This window comes from Bacillus sp. FSL W8-0223, from assembly GCF_038006805.1.
Classification (GTDB): domain Bacteria; phylum Bacillota; class Bacilli; order Bacillales; family DSM-4216; genus Bacillus_O; species Bacillus_O smithii.
On sequence record NZ_JBBOVX010000001.1, the window covers coordinates 927,389 to 946,015 of the forward strand.

An 18,627-nucleotide genomic window follows, 5' to 3' on the forward strand; every position below is an offset into this window, starting at 1 on the left:
AGTGAATTTAAAAAATTTCTCCTCTCAATTCCGCTCTAATGAAGCTGCTTTTTGCTTTGTTTCATAAAATCCGAGATTTTCGGAAATTTCAGCGGCTGCCTTCATTATTTTATCTACTAGAAAGCCAGTTTTCATTTTCTTTATTCGATCTAATGGCCCCACTACGCTGATACCCGCAATGACTTTTCCGGTATAATCTTTGACGGGTGCTCCAATACTCACAATTCCTTTACTTATTTCTTCTTTGGCGATTGAATACCCTTGTTTTTTGATTTGGTCCAGTTCTGCCCGAATTTGTGCTTCTGTTTTTTCACAATGGTATGGTCCGCTTTTCGCGATCACATGTTGGATATATTCTTCAGGTTGATAAGCCAATATCACTTTTCCCACTCCGGTTTTAAGAGCAGGATTTCGTTGACCGATACTGGACATAAGAGAAACAGGATGACGGCATTCGATTTTATGAAGATAGACGATATGTTGATCTTCCAATATGGCAAGGTGAGCCGTTTCTCCCAACTCATCAACGAGTGGTTTGAGCACGTGCAAAGACACTCTGTATATTTCATAATGAGTGGTGACCAGTCCGCTTAAACCGAGGATGGATAAACCAAGATGATATCTTTTCGTATGGGGATTTTGTTCTAGAAAGCCTTTGCTGCAAAGTTTGGTGACGAGCCGATGGACGGTGGTTTTATGGATGTCCAACTGGTGGGCGATTTCTGTAATTCCATATTCTTGTTTTGGACGTGAATATAATTTTAAAATTCTTATAGCATTTTTGACCGATCCTAAAAAATATTTTTCATTGGCACCATCCTTTTGCACTTTGGTCACTCCTTTTTCAAAAATGGAATCATATTCAGATTAGTGAAGGCAGATGGGATGAAGGGAGCTATAACGTTTCTAATTTGTGAGAAATTTGGTCCGCTGCTTGAATCACTGATTTTGTCAGCGAATGATAGTTGGTAGGATGAATTCGTTTGATCGATCCGACGATACTGACAGAAGCAGCCACTTGCTGATTGACCGTTATGGGAGCAGCGATGGAAGTGATTCCTTCATGGAGCTCTTCTTTACTAATCGCATATCCTTGCTGTTTGATCTGTTTTAATACGCGTAAAAATTCTTCCGGATGAGTGATCGTATATGGTGTATAAGGATGAAGACCGTGTTCTTTTATATAGTTTTCTATGAAATCTTTAGGCTTGTAAGCAAAAATGACTTTGCCTGCGCTTGTGCAATGAGGAGGGTTTTTACGGCCAATATGCGTCAGCATTTCAACGGGGTGTTTGCAATCTTCTTTGCAAAGGTAAAAAACTTCCCCTTTTTTTAAAATGGCAATATGGGCACTTTCTCCGGTTTTTTCGACTAATTGCCGTATAATAGGTCGGCCTACTTCCAATATCTTCAAACGGGAACTTACAAGATTTACTAATACCAATAAGGGAACTCCCAAGTGATAACGACTCGTTTCTCTATTTTTCATAACGAATCCTTCGCTTTCCAATGTAATAAGGAGTCGATGGGCAGTACTCTTGGCAATGCCCAGCTTGTTGGCGATTTCGGTTACTCCAAGCTCTGATACATCCATTGAAAATAAGTCCAATAATTTTAAAGCGTTATCTAAAGAATTGGACTTGTTCTTGGTTTTTGCCATTCGATTAGCTCCTTTCTAAATATGGGTAACGATGACGATCAAGGCTTAAGATAATTGAAAGCGCTATCATAACAGCTAGCAACTTGTTCGGTAGATGAACGAGAGGAGTGATATTATTTTATCGTATAATTTTTGAATATTAAATAAATTTAAAATTTTCATCTTTGTTTCGCATAGAAGAACAACCAAGTTGTTAGCGTTTCCGCTATTTTCTACCTTTATGTTAAAGCAACTGATTTTCAGCAAATAAACAGGGGGTATGAATGATGGCATCCGTATCAGCCGAAACAAAAACGATGGATTGTTTGCATTTTATCAATGGAAAGTATTGTTCTTCTGTGGATCATAAAACGTTTGAAAATATTAATCCAGCAACAGAGGAAGTGATCGGGACGGTGGCGGAAGGCGGAAAAAAAGAAATTGATCTTGCCGTCGCCGCTGCAAGAAAAGCATTAAATGGACCTTGGAAGGAAATATCCACACAAGAAAGATCGAAAATCATCCGCAGAATTGGCGATATTATTTTGGAAAGAATCGATGAACTAGCCATGTTGGAAACGTTGGATACCGGAAAACCGCTTTGGTTGGCCAAACAACTGGATATTCCGAGAGCCGCTTATAATTTCCATTTCTTCGCCGACTATATGATTTCAGTGGGTACGGAAGCCTATGAACAAGACAATATAGCGATCAATTATGCCGTTCGCCGTCCGGTAGGAGTTGTTGGATTGATTAATCCTTGGAATCTGCCGTTGTTATTGTTGACTTGGAAATTAGCTCCTTGTTTGGCTGCCGGAAATACGGCTGTTATGAAACCGGCAGAATGGACGCCGATGACAGCGACTTTATTGGGGGAAATTTGTAAAGAAGCAGGCGTTCCGGATGGAGTCGTGAATATAGTGCATGGTTTTGGTCCCGATTCAGCAGGCGCAGCTCTTTCCGAACATCCGGATGTAGATGCCATCAGTTTTACCGGTGAAACGTCAACGGGAACCGTCATTATGCAATCAGCTGCCAAATCGTTGAAAAAATTGTCCTATGAACTAGGCGGGAAAAACCCCAATATTATTTTTGCGGACTCGGATTTGGATGAAGTCATTGAAACTACCATCAAATCCAGTTTTATCAATCAAGGTGAAGTTTGTTTGTCTGGCTCTCGCATTTATGTCGAACGTCCGGTTTTGGATGCATTTATGGAGAAGTTTGTTCAAAAAACAAAAGAACTTACGGTCGGTGATCCTTTAGATCCTAACAGCAAAGTGGGAGCGTTGATTTCGAAAGAACATTATGAAAGAGTATCGAGCTATCTTAAAATTGCCCGAGAAGAAGGCGGAAACATTGTGATAGGCGGAAAACGTCCGGCGGGATTGGACAAAGGTTATTATTTAGAGCCAACTATTATCGCTGGATTGGATCGGAATTCCCGCTGTGTCAAAGAGGAAATTTTCGGTCCGGTTGTCACCGTTCTCCCCTTTGACAAAGAAGAGGAAGCGATTGAACAGGCGAATGATACCCACTATGGATTAAGCGCAACGATTTGGACGAATGATCTGCGCCGTGCCCACCGGGTGGCCAGGCAAATAGAAGCAGGAATCATCTGGGTCAACACCTGGTTTTTGCGCGATTTACGCACACCTTTTGGAGGCATGAAAAGAAGCGGAATCGGCAGGGAAGGCGGAATGCACAGCTTTGAGTTTTACACTGAATTATCCAATATTTGTATAAAATTATAAGGGTGATAAAATGGCACAAAATCAGATTCAACTGCTGTCACAGCAATTGTTGGATGCAGAGAAAACAAGGAAAGGGATCGAGCCGTTCACCAAGACATATCCACAACTGACGGAAGAAGAAGCTTATCAGATTCAGCTGCTGAACATACAAAAAAAGCTCAATGCCGGCGAGAAGATTGTTGGGAAAAAAATTGGGTTGACGTCTCTTGCTATGCAAACGTTATTGGGGGTCAACGAACCTGATTATGGGCATTTGCTGGATGGAATGATTTTAGAAAACCATGGGATACTTTCATGGCAAAAAGTTTGCCAGCCGAAAGTCGAGGCAGAAATTGCTTTTGTGCTAAAGAAAGACTTAACTGGACCAAATGTGACGGAAGTAGACGTTTTGCTGGCCACTGATTAAATAGTGCCGGCATTAGAAATTGTCGATAGTCGAATTCGCGATTGGGATATTCAATTAGTAGATACAGTAGCAGACAACGCTTCCTCCGGGTTTTTTGTGCTTGGTGGGAGCCCGACTTCCATAGCAGATCTTGATTTAACAATCATTGGGATGGCTCTGTATAAAAATGGCGAATTGATAAATACAGGTGCAGGTGCAGCTGCCATGGGCCATCCGGCAAAATGCGTTGCCTGGCTTGCCAACAAATTGCATGATTATGGCATTTCATTAAAAGAAGGCGAAGTGATTTTATCGGGAGCTTTGTCCGCAGCGGTAGCGGCTGAGCCTGGAGATTATTTTCACGCCAAACTGTCCCACATAGGCGAGATTAGTATGAAATTTGGCGATTAAAAACAAAGGGGGCTTTCAAGTGAACAAAGTGAAGGTTGGAATTATTGGCTCCGGTAATATTGGCACTGACTTAATGTATAAGATCGAAAAAAGCGAAGTTCTCGAAATGTCCACTATGATTGGAATCGATCCGGATTCAGAGGGATTGAAACGAGCCAAAACACGCGGTTACACCGTTTTTAGCAATGGAATTGAAGGGTTTTTGCAGCATCCAGAATTGGCGGATATTCTTTTTGATGCTACAACGGCTAAAGCTCACGATTACCATAATCAAGTTTTAGGGAAGCTTGGAAAACAGGTGATTGATCTAACCCCTGCTGCTATAGGTCCGTTTGCTGTTCCTGCCGTGAATTTAACTGAGCATTTAGATCAGCCGAATGTCAATATGATTACATGCGGAGGACAGGCAACCATTCCTATTGTCCATGCCATTTGCCGCGTTGTTTCTGTAGAATACGCAGAAATTGTCGCGACGATCGCCAGCAAAAGTGCGGGTCCGGGAACACGAGCCAATATTGATGAGTTTACGAGAACCACGGCAAGAGGAATCGAAGTGATTGGTGGAGCGAAAAAAGGCAAGGCGATTATTATCTTAAATCCGGCAGAACCGCCGATCATGATGCGCGATGCCATTCATGCATTGGTAGAGGAAGAAGGAAAAGAAAAAGAAATCACTGAATCGATTAAAAAAATGGTAACCAAAGTTCAAGAGTATGTCCCGGGTTATAGACTGAGAACCGAACCGATATTTAAAGGCAAACGAGTATCTGTATTTATAGAGGTGGAAGGAGCGGGAGACTTCTTTCCTCCGTATTCAGGGAATTTGGATATAATGACGGCATCTGCCCGGAAAGTAGCGGAAGAATTTGCCAGAAAAAAACTGTCGCAGTTGCAGAAACAGTGAAGGAGGATTGAAAATGGCACATTTAACGGTTGTAGATGTGACGTTAAGGGACGGAAGCCACTCTATGAAACATGCTTTTACCGAAAAACAAGTGCGGTCGACAGCTCGTGCACTGGATGAAGCGGGAGTCCCATATTTTGAAGTATCCCATGGGGATGGTCTTGGCGGATCTTCTTTGCAATACGGATTTTCAAAAGTGAACGAAATGAAATTAATTGCAGCAGCAAAAGAAGAATGTCAGCAATCGAAAATTTCTGTTTTGCTTTTGCCGGGAATTGGCATTAAAGAAGATTTAAAAGAAGCGGTCCAAGCAGGAGCAGATATGGTTCGTGTGGCGACACATGTGACAGAAGCCGATGTTGCCAAGCAACATATTGAATTAGGGAGGAATCTTGGTTTAAAAACAGTTGGTTTTTTGATGATGGCTCATTCGGCGCCTACTTCCAAACTGGTGGAACAGGCGAAATTGTTTGAAAGCTATGGAGCTGAAGTCGTTTATGTAACAGATTCGGCGGGGGCATTGCTGCCTCACGGGGTAAAAGAGAAAATTGCCGCGTTGCGAAGCGAACTGGGAGTGGACATTGGTTTTCACGGACATAATAATTTGTCGCTAGCGATGGCGAATACATTAGCCGCTATAGAAGAAGGAGCAACATATATTGACGGCAGTCTGAGGGCGCTCGGAGCGGGAAGCGGAAACACACAAACGGAAGTGATGGTCGCAGTGCTGAATCGATTGGGTCATCGAACCGGCATTGATCTGTATAAGATTATGGACGCAGCGAATATTGTGGCAGACTATATGCCTCGTCCTCAAGAAATTACCGGAGCCAGTTTAATTTTAGGTTATGCCGGGGTATACTCCAGCTTTTTATTGCATGCTAAGGAAGCGGCAGAGCGTTTTCAAGTAGACGAAAGAGACATTTTGGTGGAGCTGGGCAAAAGAAAAGTGGTTGGGGGACAAGAAGATATGATTCTACAAGTGGCTTCGGAACTAGCATCAAAAGTGAAAACATTCATCTAGGGGGAAAGGAATTTGGATAGGAAAAAATACCGGGAATTGGCGGAATTTTTAATCAATGCTGAAAAAGAAAAAAGAGAAGTCGTCCGGCTGACTTCTGAAATTCCAGACTTGACGCCTGAGCAAGCGTATCGAATTCAGGAAGAGCTGGTCAATTTGAAATTAGCAAACGGACATCGGATAATCGGGCCCAAAATGGGGCTAACGAGCTTTGCTAAAATGCAGCAAATGAAAGTCAATGAGCCGATTTATGGCTATGTTTTGGATGATATGTTGATTGAAAGCGGAGAAACCGTCTTTTTTTCCGAATTCATCCATCCAAAAGTGGAAATCGAAATCGCCTTTTTCCTTGGAGAGGATATAAAAGGCCCTGGCGTCACAAGTGCTCAAGTGATGTCGGCAACGGCTTATGTCGCACCGGCTCTTGAAATTATAGACAGCAGATATAAAAATTTTCAATTTACACTTCCTGATGTCATTGCCGATAATGCATCCGCTTCCCGTGTGGTCATTGGAAATAAGTTGACGCCTTTATCTTCTTTGACTACGGACTTGGAGCTGATCGGTGCTGTATTGTACATCAATGGGGAATTAAAAGCGAATGGTGCGGGTGCCGCGATATTGAATCATCCGGCCAATTCCATCGCAGCTCTTGCCAATATGCTGGCCCGTTCCGGCAAAAAGCTTCAAGCAGGAGATATCATTTTGGCAGGAGCGATCACAGAGGCGATTATGCTTGCAAACGGAGATGTTGTCCATGGAAAGTTGGATCAATTAGGGGACGTTTCCTTCGCAGTCCGCGACTAATTTTGAGGAGGATTTTCAAATGCCATTTATTCAGATTCATTTACTTGAAGGCAGATCAGAAGAGAAAATCAAAGACGTGATTAAAAATGTCACAGACTGTGTCGCTGATACTTTAGATGCGCCGCTGGAAAGTATACGTGTCGTTGTGACGGAGATCCCTCCCACACATTGGGGCACCGCAGGCAAAACAAAAGCGGAAAGCAAATAAAGAACCGCAAGAGAAAGTATTCTTTTGTTCCATATCATAAAGACCCTATTGTCTTATTCAGATAAAAATGGATCGTTTTCTTTTTTAAAAGGGGACTTTACAGTTTCTTAAGCAGCTGATTTGTAGTGAATATCAATTTCATGATGATAACCATCTTCTGCCTGTATTTATTAAAAAGCGGTTGCATGTAATTAAAAGATCATGTTTTAACCAATATACGAATCAATAAAAAGACCGAATCGGGAATCTTGCTGAGAAAAAGCAATAATGGAAAACGACGATGAGAAGACGAGGTAACAATGAATGGATTTCTAGAAAAAGTTGACAAAGCGGAAAAATGTCAGTTTCTAACTATGTTTTTCCGCTTTTTTCATGTATTCTGAAGTTTTTTCAAAAATGGAATTTGAAAAAAGTGTCTTCACGGCTTCCATGAATTCTATTGGATCGTTGAATTTAACCAGTTTTTGCTGTCCTGTTTTGGAAAAGCGGACTCTCATCTGTTTATCCGTGACGGAAAGAGTTTGATCGCTAAAACATTGGGCGATTAATGGAGAACTATTAAACGGGGATTTTTCATGAAACGTAATTTGTTCTTTGATATCCGTCAATTTTTCCCAAGGGAGCTCCTTCAACGAAAATGCATATTTGATGATCCAGTGTTCTTCCGATTTCATTTCGAGCACATGTGTACCCTTTGGAGTTTGTAAACGGCGAGCTCGAAAACTTCCTGCTGCCGAGGATACAGCCATCCCGTCAATCTGAATGGGGGATAGAGCAAGTTGATTGCCAAATCCGGCATCTACCAACCATAAAGAATCTCCGAGATCGAGAAGAATTAAAACATGAGTGCCATCAAGGGCCCAATGGTTTCCGTTCGAAATGGTGCCGGAAACTAATTTTACATTGTATCCTTCTTCCTTCAGTTGCAAATAAAGATATGGGTTTAGCTCATAGCACAACCCGCCCCGATATTGGGAAAATTTTTGAAAAAGAAAAGTCTCTGTGATTGGCATCGTATTTTGAGTGACGACATCAAGATTTTCGAAAGGATATTGGCTGGCGAACTGTCTCAGTGTACAGCTTATTTTCTCAACAGTGCTGTTGTTTTCAGCCTCCGGTTTTGCTGTTGCCATGTGGATCACCCCTGAACTTATTGTAGTCTTTTCAGTTTTAAACCTGCAACCATTTCACTGTTTCGTTGTTCAGACATTATTTGAAGACATGTCATCATGGTCAAAGTAGTGCAAAGATGTAGGTGGTATTGTATAATAAAAATAAATGAAAATTAATAAAAATTGTGTCACATAACAACTTCATTAGGTTCCCTCTTTAAGGGGATCATGAGGCAAAGGGGAGTCATACATGAACCTGGGATTTGGTGAGATTGCTCTTATAGTTATTGTTGCGTTGTTGATTTTTGGACCTGCTAAACTCCCTCAATTAGGAAAAGCCGCCGGACAAACCCTTCATGAATTTAAAAAAGGCATGAAAGGTATTTTGGATGATGAGGAGGAAGGGAAAGAAAAAGAAAATGCAGTCGTGAAAGATGAAAATTCCCGATAAATCGGGATTTTTTTCTGGATGGAAAGGATGAGAATGAGGATGAAAAGAATTTTTAGTCTCTTAAGTGTAGCTGTACTGCTGATTGTAGCAGGTTGTTCCGGAAAGTCGTCAGGAGGAGCGCAGGATACGGCGGGAACACAAGATAAAGCAGAAACGAAGAACATTACCGTCTCAGCAGCGGCCAGTTTGCAACCCGTTCTTGATGAGCTCATTGCCGAGTTTGAAAAAAAACATAAGGATTTTCATGTTACTGTAAACTACGGTGGTTCTGGAGCGTTAGCGCAGCAGATTTCTCAAGGAGCTCCGGTAGACTTGTTTTTATCGGCATCCGCAGATAACGTTGATCAATTAAAGGAAAAGAACCTTGTCAGCAAGGACGTTTTGTTATTAAAAAATGAACTTGTTGTAGCTGTGCCAAAAGAGGGAGCGCAATCGATTTCTGATATCAAGGACTTGGCGAGCAAAAATGTGAAAAAAATCGCCCTTGGAACTCCGGAGACTGTTCCCGCTGGCAAATACGCCGAACAAACGTTGAAATCTTTAAAATTATGGGATGATTTAGACGATAAAATCGTTTATACGAAGGATGTCAGACAGGCTCTGAATTATGTGGAAACCGGCAGCGTTGATGCAGCGTTTGTTTATAAAACAGATGCTCTGTCTTCCAAAAAAGTGAAAACGGCTATAGTAGCAGATCCAAAACTGCATGATCCTATTGATTATGAAATGGCGGTTATTAAGCATAAACATGAACAATGGGCGAAAGATTTTGCTAGCTTCTTACAGGACAAGCACTGCCAAGATGTGTTTAAAAAATACGGTTATTTAATCCCTTCCAAGGAGCATTCATAAATGGCAAGTTCTTTATGGGAACCGATTTTTTTATCCCTAAAGCTCGCTTTTGGAGCAACGATTATCGTGCTTATTTTCGGGCTGGCGGCGGCAAAATGGATGACTGCCTATTCTTTTAAAGGAAAGTTGCTGGTCGAGCTATTGTTTCTTTTACCGATTGTTTTACCACCAACCGTTGTAGGGTTTATATTAATCGTATTGCTTGGCGGGGATTCTATACTTGGGCGGGCGGTTGAGTCGATTTTCGGCCAACCGCTTATGTTTACGCAGTGGGCTGCTTTAATTTCTGCTACGGTTGTATCTTTTCCGCTCATGTACCAATCGCTGAGCATCGGATTTCAAGAAATTAATCAAGAAATCATTCAAGCTGCCCGATTAGACCGTGCATCTTGGCTGCAAATATTAATCTATATTGAACTGCCGCTTATATGGAAAGCGGTAATGGCGGGAATCTTTTTAAGCTTTGCAAGGGCATTGGGCGAATTTGGCGCTACGCTTATGTTCGCAGGCAATATCCCTGGAAAAACTCAAACCACCGCCATCGCCATTTATATGGCGATGGAAAGCGGGGATATGAAAACAGCGTGGACGTTGGTTATCGTGTTGATGTCGATTTCATTTGTATTACTGTTTGTCGTCCAGATGCTGAAGAAGAAATCATCTTAATAGAATCGGAGAATCCTAGGTCGAATGATTTCTTGTTCCTTACTGAGTTTCCGCTTCCCCCCTCGTTCCCCTGAGATTTTGCTTTCGGCTTTTCCCTTTCCCTTTTACAAGTTTCCTGGCAGAAGTTTGATTTTTCCACACGGAATGGGAAATAATCATCTAGACAAAAAAACAGGAACAAGAGTAAAATCAATGAGACATAAATCTCAAACGGGCCGTTAAGGAGAGGAAAATCATGTCGTTATCGGAATTTTTTCTCTCGAAAAGAACGACTTTTGTTGAAATTCATTATGTTATAATGTTTCTCAGCGTAAGGTGCTTTCATTGCTCCATGGACTTTTGTTTACGGCTGTAAAAAACAGCCTTGAGCAAATGAAATCCGTTTGGCAAAAACATGTCACTAAAAAGAAGTGGAATCAAGTAATCAAAGCGGATTTAAAATCCTTTATGGACTAGTGTAAACAACAGGGGGAACCAAAAAAGACATGGGAACATCTTTAGATACAATGAAGAACATTTGGAGAAAATTCCATCTAACCCAAGTGTTTATTTTGCTTCTTTCTATTTGCGTTCTTTTATTACTGGGATTTGTGATCTATTTTATGAAATCAGCAGATGTCGAGTCTTTAAAAAAAGGTCTATCCCAGCAAACGATTATTTATGACAAAGACGGAGACGTTGCCAGTAAATTATCAGCTAATCGCTCAGATAGTGTGCCGATCAAGAAAATACCGGATTCTTTGCAAGACGCTGTGGTTGCGATTGAAGACCATCAATTTTACAACCATAACGGATTTTATTTAAAAGGAATGCTGAGAGCGTTTGTGCAAGATATACTGCATGGAGGAGCGGTCCAAGGTGGAAGCACGATTACGCAGCAGCTGACGAAAAACGCGCTGCTTTCACCGGAAAAAACGTTAAAGCGAAAAATTGAAGAACTCTTTCTTGCGATCCAAATCGAAAAAGTGTACAAGAAAAAAGAAATACTGGAAATGTACTTAAACACCATTTACTTTGGGCAAGGTGCATGGGGAGTACAAAATGCATCGGAAAAGTATTTTGGAAAAAATGTGCAAGATTTGAATTTGAGTGAATCAGCTTTGCTTGCCGGTCTCATTAAGGCTCCGTCCGCCCTTGATCCGTACAATCATTACGAAGCGGCCATCAAACGCCGCAACGTCGTACTGGACCAAATGGTCAAATATGGGTACATCACACAAGATGAAGCGAATAAAGCCAAAAGTACGACCATCGTATTGAAAGACGGAAGCAAGGACCCGCTAAAAGAAAAATATCCTTATTTTGGCGATGCCGTTATTGAAGAAGCTGTCAATCGCTATGGCCTTTCTCAAAAAGATCTTTTGGAGAAGGGATATAAAATTTACACTACGATGGATCAAAATATCCAATCTCAATTGGAAAAAGTGTATAAGGAGGATTGGCTTTTTCCAAAAGGTGTACATGGCGGGGATGTTCAAAGCGCGGTCGTTATGTTAGATCCACATAATGGAGGGGTTTTAGGGGTTGTAGGAAGCCGTGGAGAACATGTATTCCGTGGTTTCAGCTATGCTACGCAAATGAAAACTTCTCCTGGATCTACGATTAAGCCTCTCGCTGTTTATACACCGGCTTTAGAAGAAGGATATGAACCAACGAGCATGCTGAAAGATGAAAAAATGAAATTCGGCGATTATGAGCCTTCCAACTATGACGGAGTGTACAAAGGAGAAGTTCCAATGTACGAAGCGGTTGAAAAATCGCTGAATGTACCGGCTGTTTGGCTTTTAAACGAGATTGGACTGGATAAAGGCGTGGATGCTTTAAAACGTTTCGGAATCCCTCTTGAAAAAGAAGACCGGAACTTGAGCATCGCTCTTGGCGGAATGTATAAAGGGGTCTCGCCATTGCAAATGGCGTCCGCCTATTCGACGTTTGCCAATGGTGGGGTTCGCCAAGAAGGACATTTTATCAGAAAAATTGTGGACCCTGACGGCAAGGTGGTAGCAGAGTGGAAAGGCGAAGGAAAGCGCGTTACAAGTAAAAAAGTAGTTGATGAAATGAATTCTATGCTGTTGAACGTAGTCGCAGAAGGAACTGGAAGAAAAGCATCGATTCCAGGGTATAAGATTGCCGGAAAGACAGGCTCTACTCAGGTGCCGATTGAAGGCGTGGATGGAACAAAGGACCAATGGTTTATTGGGTATACGCCAAACGTGGTGGGAGCTGTCTGGCTTGGCTTTGACAACAACAACGATTACTTGACCAGCAACAGTTCTGATGGAGTAGTCCCAGTATTTCGGGAGGTCATGGAAAAAACGCTGCCGTATATAAAAAATGAATCATTTGATGTAACGCCTATTCAAAAACAAGTAGAGAAAAAGAAGAAAAAAGATTGGAAAGAAAAACTCATCGAAGAATGGAAGAAGCTTTTTTAAAGGCCATAAAGGCCCCTTTTGAACAAATAAATCCGACGAGATAAAACCTTTCTCTCGTCGGGTTTTTTCTGTTTTCGGGAGTTTTATTTTGAAGCGGGCGGAGTGTTAGGGTTGGCGCTTGCTAATGGAAAAGACGTTTTTTTGCTTTTGTCTAATTGGGATGATCGCGGAATGGGAGAGGCTTCTGCAGGAAAAGCAAGCCGAGCGAGACACCGCAGCGAGGTTCAAGCAAGGGAGGTCGTGTATCGCCTGGGAAAAACGAGTGAATTTCGCGATCACCAGCTTGTTCGATATAAAGATTTACATGAAAACAGGGATGCTCCTAGGTCATTTTGACTTTTGGGACGGCAAAAAAGAAACAGTCACGGAAATTACTTTTTTTCACGATGTGGGGAAGTGATTGGTTGGGACCATTCGTTTTGAAAGGAGAGAGAAAAGCCGGGTTTATCTGTTATCCCAATGGGAAGTTGAAATTTTTTAAAATGGTTTTGTTCCAGCGGTCCGGCAGTTTTGGTGGAGTGCTCTTTTAAAAGAACGGTGATAGAGAGAGGAATGATAGAAAAAAATTTAAAAACGAGCGAAAATAAGAGAATAGCGCATTTGTAAGCGGTAACAAAATAAACGGATGATTCAAAAAAGTCAAAAAATTAACCATAAAGGTATTGACCAGAACGAAAAACAGCTGTATTATTTACCTCAATTAAACAATATTCTGATACGGCAGATAAATAAAATTATTCAAAAATTTTTCCGCCATTTAATTTCTATTTTTTAACTATCAAGGAGTGAACAAAAGTGAGTGAGCAATGGATCTATTTAAACGGCAAATTGGTAAAAAAAGAAGATGCGGTCATTTCAGTGTACGACCACGGCTTTTTGTACGGAGATGGCGTATTTGAAGGCATCCGGATGTATAAGGGAGTGGTATTTCGATTAAAAGAACATATTGATCGGCTTTACGACTCCGCCAAATCCATTATGTTGAATATCCCTAAAACAAAGGAAGAAATGACTCAAATCATTGTGGATACGCTAAAAAAGAATGAGTTGGAAGATGCGTATATTCGGGTGGTCGTTTCGAGAGGGGTCGGTGACTTGGGTCTGGATCCGAACAACTGTAAAGGACCTCAAATTATTGTCATAGCTGAACCGCTTGCTCTTTATCCTAAAGAATTATATGAGACTGGAATTGAAATTGTGACGGTAGCAAGCCGACGAAATCGTTCGGATGTGCTTCCACCTCAAGTAAAATCTTTAAACTATCTAAATAATATTCTTGTAAAAATTGAAGCACAGTTGGCAAACGCCAGTGAAGCGTTGATGTTAAACGATCAAGGTTATGTGGCGGAAGGTTCGGGGGATAATATTTTTATCGTAAAGAACGGAGTCGTAAAAACACCTCCTGCTTACGTCGGTGCACTGGAAGGAATTACAAGAAATACAATTATTGAGATTGGAAGAAAATTGGGCTTTGATGTCAGGGAAGAAACGATGACGCGTCACGACGTATATTCGGCGGATGAAGTCTTTTTAACAGGTACGGCAGCGGAAATCATTTCGGTAGTGAAAGTGGACGGAAGAGTGATCGGGGACGGAAAACCTGGTGAATATACGAAGAAATTGTTGGATGCATTCCGTGAATATGTAACAACGGACGGAGTAAAAGTGTATTCAGAAACAAGCGTTCATGCTGGTTGAGGCTTCGGAGGAGATATGGATGCGCAGTGACATGATAAAAAAAGGGATTGACCGAGCCCCTCATCGCAGCCTTTTATACGCGGCAGGGGTCAAAACAGAAGATTTAAACAAACCGTTTATCGGTGTGTGCAATTCGTATATCGATATTATTCCGGGACATGTCCATTTAAAAGAATTTGCGGAAGTGGTCAAAGATGCCATAAGAGAGGCTGGCGGTGTCCCGTTTGAATTTAATACGATCGGGGTAGACGATGGAATCGCCATGGGGCATATCGGAATGCGATACTCCTTGCCCAGCAGGGAACTGATCGCCGATTCGGCAGAGACAGTCATCAATGCCCACTGGTTTGATGGAGTATTCTTTATTCCCAATTGCGATAAAATAACACCTGGTATGCTAATGGCGGCGGTTCGGACGAATGTTCCTTCCGTTTTCGTATCCGGAGGGCCGATGGAAGCAGGCAGAACAAAAGCAGGAAAACCGCTGTCGCTTTCCTCGGTGTTTGAAGGAGTCGGAGCACGATTATCCGGAAGAATTTCGGAAGAAGAATTTGGGGAAATTGAAAGAAACGCTTGTCCGTCTTGTGGTTCTTGTTCGGGGATGTTTACTGCTAACTCAATGAATTCATTGATGGAAGTGCTTGGCATGACACCTCCGGGCAATGCAACGATTGTCGCCACTTCTTCGGAGCGGCGCAAGCTTATCAAGGAAGCCGTCCAATATTTAATGGAGTTGATCGAAAAAGACATCCGACCGCGAGATATTATTACACCAGAAGCTATTGATGATGCGTTTGCTCTTGATATGGCAATGGGCGGTTCCACTAATACGGTTCTTCATACGTTGGCCATCGCAAATGAGGCCGAAATTGAGTACGATTTAAAGCGAATCAACGAAATTGCCAAGAAAGTTCCTTATTTAGCCAAAATCAGTCCTGCCTCGGACTATTCGATGCAGGATGTTCACAGGGCAGGGGGCATTAGCGCAATCATTAAAGAATTGTGTGAAATGGATGGAGTAATCCATAAAGATAGAATCACGATTACCGGAAAAACTTTGTATGAAAATGTAAAAGATGCCAAAATATTGGATGATCAAGTCATCAGAAGAAAGGAAAATCCATACAGTGCTGTCGGCGGACTTTCCATCTTGTATGGAAATATTGCTCCGGATGGAGCCGTCATTAAGGTAGGGGCTGTAGATCCTTCCATCAAGACTTTCCTTGGAGAAGCGATCGTGTTCGATTCGCAGGATGAAGCGTTGAAAGGAATTCACAGCGGATTGGTCCGAGAAGGGCACGTTGTTGTCATTCGATATGAAGGACCTAAAGGCGGACCGGGGATGCCGGAAATGCTTGCTCCTACTTCAGAGATTGCCGGAAGAGGGCTCGATAAAAAAGTGGCTCTCATAACGGATGGAAGATTTTCAGGTGCTTCCCGTGGCATTTCTATAGGTCATATATCCCCTGAAGCTGCTGAAGGCGGTCCAATTGCTTTCATTGAAAATGGAGATCAAATCTTGATCGATCTGGAAAATCGAACGATCAATGTGTTGCTGACAGAAGAAGAAATGACAGAACGAAAGAGACGTTGGGTTCAGCCTGAACCGAAAATTAAAAAAGGCTATTTGGCGAGATATTCCAAACTTGTCACTTCCGCCAGCACAGGCGGGATCATGAAAATTTAATCGATGCAAATCGATGACGAGGTAAAAGTTGCAGGAATTCCGTATTCACAGAGAGCCGGTTGTTGCTGAGAGCCGGTAATACTACCTGCAGCGACATCCCCTCTGAGTGCCGATCTGAACGGAAACTATTAGGATTGGCCGAGTATAATATACTCGTTATCAAAAAGAACAATGTGTCAGTCATTGTTCATGAGGTGGCATTCGTGAGAATGTCATGAATCAGGGTGGTACCGTGGAAAGAATACAGCCTTTTCACCCCTGCGCTATAGGATTGGTAGGCGCAAGGAGTGAAAAGGCTTTTCTTTTTGAGTCAAAAAGTCTAAAGGATGAAACCAACCAGTTGGAGGGAGAATCAATGAGGGCTAATGCAAAAGCGGAAACGGAATCTGTAACGGGGACAATGACAGGTGCAGAAATTCTGATTGAATCATTAAAAAGAGAAAACGTGGAAATCATTTTTGGATATCCTGGTGGAGCTGTATTGCCAATATATGATGCGTTATATAAAAATCCGATTCGCCATATACTGGCAAAACATGAGCAGGGAGCCATTCATGCCGCTGAAGGATACGCGAGAGTATCAGGTAAACCAGGAGTTGTCATCGCTACATCGGGACCTGGTGCAACCAATTTAATTACGGGAATTACAGATGCCATGATGGATTCGTTGCCGCTTGTTATTTTTACAGGTCAAGTCGCCACAAATGTAATCGGCTCAGATGCCTTTCAAGAAGCAGATATTATCGGCATCACGATGCCAATTACTAAGCACAATTATCAAGTTCGTAACTTGAATGACTTGCCGAAAATCGTAAAAGAAGCCTTCCATATTGCGACCACTGGCCGACCGGGGCCTGTATTGATCGATATTCCAAAAGATATCGCCAACAATGAAACACGTCCTTCTTTTGATCATACAGTGGAGTTGCCGGGATATCAGCCTACAATCGTTCCAAATATTTTGCAAATCAGAAAATTGACGGAAGCGATTGCAACGTCGCAAAAACCAGTGATTTTGGCAGGGGCTGGTGTGCTTCATGCTCAAGCTTCCGATGAACTGTTGGCATTTGCTGAGGAAACCAATATACCGGTTGTTAATACACTGCTTGGTTTAGGATCATTTCCGGCTGATCATCCTTTGTTTCTTGGAATGGGGGGGATGCACGGAACCTATACGGCCAATATGGCCATGTATGAATGTGATTTGCTCATTAATTTTGGCGCAAGATTTGATGACCGCTTAACGGGAAATTTAAAGCATTTTGCTCCAAAAGCGAAAGTGGCGCACATTGATATTGATCCAGCAGAAATCGGAAAAAATGTCGAAACGCATATCCCGATTGTAGGTGATGTAAAAGAAGCCTTGAGCCAATTGTTGAAAGAGGATAAGGAAATTCCGGAAATCAATGAATGGCTTCTTCACTTGGAAAAATACAAACGTAATTTTCCGCTTTGGCTTTCAGACGATGAGGAGGGAATTTCACCACAGCGTTTAGTGAAAATGATCCATAAATTTTCGAAAGGTGAAGCGATTGTTTCAACAGATGTGGGCCAGCATCAAATGTGGGTTGCCCAGCATTATGGATTTGTCCGTCCGAACCGTTGGATCACGTCTGGAGGACTGGGAACGATGGGATTTGGTCTTCCGGCGGCCATTGGAGCGCAGTTTGCTGAAGAGGAAGAAACGGTGGTGGCGATCGTTGGAGATGCCGGATTTCAAATGACGCTTCAAGAATTAGCGGTCATAAAAGAATTCGATTTGCCTATAAAAATTTTCATTTTTAACAATCAGGCGTTAGGAATGGTTCGGCAATGGCAGGAAGCCTTTTATGAAGAACGTTATTCCCAATCCTTAACTCCTGTGCAGCCTGACTATGTGAAGCTCGCTGATTCATATGGCATTCGCGGATTTAAGGTTTCAACCGAAAAAGAAGCGGAAGAAGTCATTCGCGAGACATTCAATGATCGTCAACCGGTATTAGTCGACTGTCGAATCAAGCCGATGGAAAAAGTATTTCCTATGATAGCACCGGGAAAAGGACTACATGAAATGATTGGGGTGAAACCATGAGGCGCATTGTGACCGTATCAGTGCTAAATCAAAGCGGAGTTTTGAACCGGATCACCGGTCTGTTCACAAGAAGGCAATTTAATATTGAAAGTATTACGGTTGGACCGACAGAGGCAGAAGGAATTTCAAAAATGACTTTTGTCGTTCATGTAGAAGATGACAGAAAAATGGAGCAATTGACTAAACAGCTGAATAAACAGATTGATGTTTTGAAAGTTTCCGATATTACTGATCAAGCGATCGTCATTCGAGAACTGGCATTAATTAAGGTTATCAGCACTCCTCAAACACGAGGAGAAATCAAAGGAATTATTGAACCTTTCCGGGCAACGATCGTCGATGTAGCAAAAGACAGTGTTACCGTGCAAATTGCCGGAAATTTTGAAAAAGTAGAAACGATCATTGATTTGCTTCGTCCATATGGGATTAAAGAAATATCCAGGACCGGGATCACGGCATTGCCGAGAGGTTCACAAAAATCAGTCACTGATTTCAAGCAATATACCATCTTAAATTAAACAGGAGG

The 18,627-nt window shown here is 42.1% G+C and carries 16 protein-coding genes and 2 pseudogenes; 15 read left to right on the plus strand and 3 right to left on the minus strand.

The window, feature by feature from the left end; genetic code table 11:
- Positions 1 to 24: 24 nt before the first annotated feature.
- Both NST81_RS04710 and NST81_RS04715 read right to left on the minus strand, forming a co-directional pair.
- Positions 25 to 828, minus strand: a complete 804-nt coding sequence (locus NST81_RS04710) for an IclR family transcriptional regulator (RefSeq protein ID WP_327824910.1) — start codon at positions 826 to 828, stop codon at positions 25 to 27.
- A gap of 67 nt (positions 829 to 895) precedes the next feature.
- Entirely contained in the window at positions 896 to 1,660 is a 765-nt protein-coding gene (locus tag NST81_RS04715) for an IclR family transcriptional regulator (protein WP_328203201.1), read from the minus strand.
- Positions 1,661 to 1,923: 263 nt separating this feature from the next.
- On the opposite strand from NST81_RS04715, the gene NST81_RS04720 reads away from it, so the two are divergent.
- The 6 genes and pseudogenes from NST81_RS04720 to NST81_RS04745 all read left to right on the plus strand — a co-directional run.
- On the plus strand, positions 1,924 to 3,393 hold the full coding sequence (locus NST81_RS04720; RefSeq protein WP_341028627.1) for an aldehyde dehydrogenase: 1,470 nt from the start codon (positions 1,924 to 1,926) through the stop codon (positions 3,391 to 3,393).
- Between the two features lie 10 nt (positions 3,394 to 3,403).
- Positions 3,404 to 4,189 (plus strand): annotated as a pseudogene (locus NST81_RS04725) (2-keto-4-pentenoate hydratase).
- A 19-nt stretch (positions 4,190 to 4,208) separates the two neighbouring features.
- Entirely contained in the window at positions 4,209 to 5,093 is an 885-nt protein-coding gene (locus tag NST81_RS04730; RefSeq protein WP_328203210.1) for an acetaldehyde dehydrogenase (acetylating), read from the plus strand.
- 13 nt (positions 5,094 to 5,106) lie between these two features.
- Positions 5,107 to 6,117, plus strand: a complete 1,011-nt coding sequence (dmpG, locus tag NST81_RS04735; RefSeq protein ID WP_341028630.1) for a 4-hydroxy-2-oxovalerate aldolase — start codon at positions 5,107 to 5,109, stop codon at positions 6,115 to 6,117.
- Between the two features lie 12 nt (positions 6,118 to 6,129).
- Positions 6,130 to 6,921 carry a 2-keto-4-pentenoate hydratase gene (locus NST81_RS04740; protein WP_328203216.1) on the plus strand — a complete coding sequence of 264 codons (792 nt, stop codon included), beginning with the start codon at positions 6,130 to 6,132 and terminating at the stop codon, positions 6,919 to 6,921.
- 10 nt (positions 6,922 to 6,931) lie between these two features.
- Positions 6,932 to 7,129, plus strand: a pseudogene (locus NST81_RS04745) (4-oxalocrotonate tautomerase); the annotation flags it as partial.
- A gap of 347 nt (positions 7,130 to 7,476) precedes the next feature.
- Here the strand turns inward: NST81_RS04745 and NST81_RS04750 are convergent.
- Positions 7,477 to 8,262, minus strand: a complete 786-nt coding sequence (locus tag NST81_RS04750) for an arylamine N-acetyltransferase family protein (protein ID WP_328203218.1) — start codon at positions 8,260 to 8,262, stop codon at positions 7,477 to 7,479.
- 229 nt (positions 8,263 to 8,491) lie between these two features.
- Here NST81_RS04750 and NST81_RS04755 point away from each other — a divergent pair, with 229 nt between their 5' ends.
- From NST81_RS04755 to ilvN, 9 genes are all read left to right on the plus strand, one after another.
- Positions 8,492 to 8,692 carry a twin-arginine translocase TatA/TatE family subunit gene (locus tag NST81_RS04755; protein WP_048622807.1) on the plus strand — a complete coding sequence of 67 codons (201 nt, stop codon included), beginning with the start codon at positions 8,492 to 8,494 and terminating at the stop codon, positions 8,690 to 8,692.
- Positions 8,693 to 8,731: 39 nt separating this feature from the next.
- A complete protein-coding gene (modA, locus tag NST81_RS04760; RefSeq protein ID WP_328203221.1) occupies positions 8,732 to 9,544 on the plus strand; it encodes a molybdate ABC transporter substrate-binding protein in 813 nt (270 codons plus the stop codon).
- Positions 9,545 to 10,210, plus strand: a complete 666-nt coding sequence (gene modB / locus NST81_RS04765) for a molybdate ABC transporter permease subunit (protein WP_048622808.1) — start codon at positions 9,545 to 9,547, stop codon at positions 10,208 to 10,210.
- Positions 10,211 to 10,695: 485 nt separating this feature from the next.
- A complete protein-coding gene (locus NST81_RS04770; protein WP_053083216.1) occupies positions 10,696 to 12,645 on the plus strand; it encodes a transglycosylase domain-containing protein in 1,950 nt (649 codons plus the stop codon).
- Between the two features lie 111 nt (positions 12,646 to 12,756).
- On the plus strand, positions 12,757 to 12,981 hold the full coding sequence (locus NST81_RS04775; protein ID WP_061778483.1) for a hypothetical protein: 225 nt from the start codon (positions 12,757 to 12,759) through the stop codon (positions 12,979 to 12,981).
- A 459-nt stretch (positions 12,982 to 13,440) separates the two neighbouring features.
- A complete protein-coding gene (gene ilvE, locus NST81_RS04780) occupies positions 13,441 to 14,343 on the plus strand; it encodes a branched-chain-amino-acid transaminase (RefSeq protein ID WP_003353203.1) in 903 nt (300 codons plus the stop codon).
- Positions 14,344 to 14,362: 19 nt separating this feature from the next.
- The gene (gene ilvD, locus NST81_RS04785; RefSeq protein WP_048622810.1) at positions 14,363 to 16,030 is read left to right on the plus strand and encodes a dihydroxy-acid dehydratase; all 1,668 of its coding nucleotides are present in this window, start codon (positions 14,363 to 14,365) and stop codon (positions 16,028 to 16,030) included.
- A gap of 355 nt (positions 16,031 to 16,385) precedes the next feature.
- A complete protein-coding gene (gene ilvB / locus NST81_RS04790) occupies positions 16,386 to 18,101 on the plus strand; it encodes an acetolactate synthase large subunit (protein ID WP_048622811.1) in 1,716 nt (571 codons plus the stop codon).
- Positions 18,098 to 18,619 (plus strand): acetolactate synthase small subunit, encoded by a 522-nt coding sequence (ilvN, locus tag NST81_RS04795; protein ID WP_048622812.1) that lies wholly within the window; start codon positions 18,098 to 18,100, stop codon positions 18,617 to 18,619. Before ilvB ends, ilvN begins: the two co-directional genes overlap by 4 nt.
- Positions 18,620 to 18,627 lie beyond the last annotated feature (8 nt).

What these genes read in the sequence shown, in the direction of transcription:
- NST81_RS04715 (WP_328203201.1), bottom strand. Translation starts at nt 1,660, where the DNA reads ATGGCAAAAACCAAGAACAAGTCCAATTCTTTAGATAACGCTTTAAAA.
- NST81_RS04720 (WP_341028627.1), top strand. Translation starts at nt 1,924, where the DNA reads ATGATGGCATCCGTATCAGCCGAAACAAAAACGATGGATTGTTTGCAT.
- dmpG (WP_341028630.1), top strand. Translation starts at nt 5,107, where the DNA reads ATGGCACATTTAACGGTTGTAGATGTGACGTTAAGGGACGGAAGCCAC.
- NST81_RS04750 (WP_328203218.1), bottom strand. Translation starts at nt 8,262, where the DNA reads ATGGCAACAGCAAAACCGGAGGCTGAAAACAACAGCACTGTTGAGAAA.
- NST81_RS04755 (WP_048622807.1), top strand. Translation starts at nt 8,492, where the DNA reads ATGAACCTGGGATTTGGTGAGATTGCTCTTATAGTTATTGTTGCGTTG.
- modA (WP_328203221.1), top strand. Translation starts at nt 8,732, where the DNA reads ATGAAAAGAATTTTTAGTCTCTTAAGTGTAGCTGTACTGCTGATTGTA.
- modB (WP_048622808.1), top strand. Translation starts at nt 9,545, where the DNA reads ATGGCAAGTTCTTTATGGGAACCGATTTTTTTATCCCTAAAGCTCGCT.
- NST81_RS04770 (WP_053083216.1), top strand. Translation starts at nt 10,696, where the DNA reads ATGGGAACATCTTTAGATACAATGAAGAACATTTGGAGAAAATTCCAT.
- ilvD (WP_048622810.1), top strand. Translation starts at nt 14,363, where the DNA reads ATGCGCAGTGACATGATAAAAAAAGGGATTGACCGAGCCCCTCATCGC.
- ilvB (WP_048622811.1), top strand. Translation starts at nt 16,386, where the DNA reads ATGAGGGCTAATGCAAAAGCGGAAACGGAATCTGTAACGGGGACAATG.
- ilvN (WP_048622812.1), top strand. Translation starts at nt 18,098, where the DNA reads ATGAGGCGCATTGTGACCGTATCAGTGCTAAATCAAAGCGGAGTTTTG.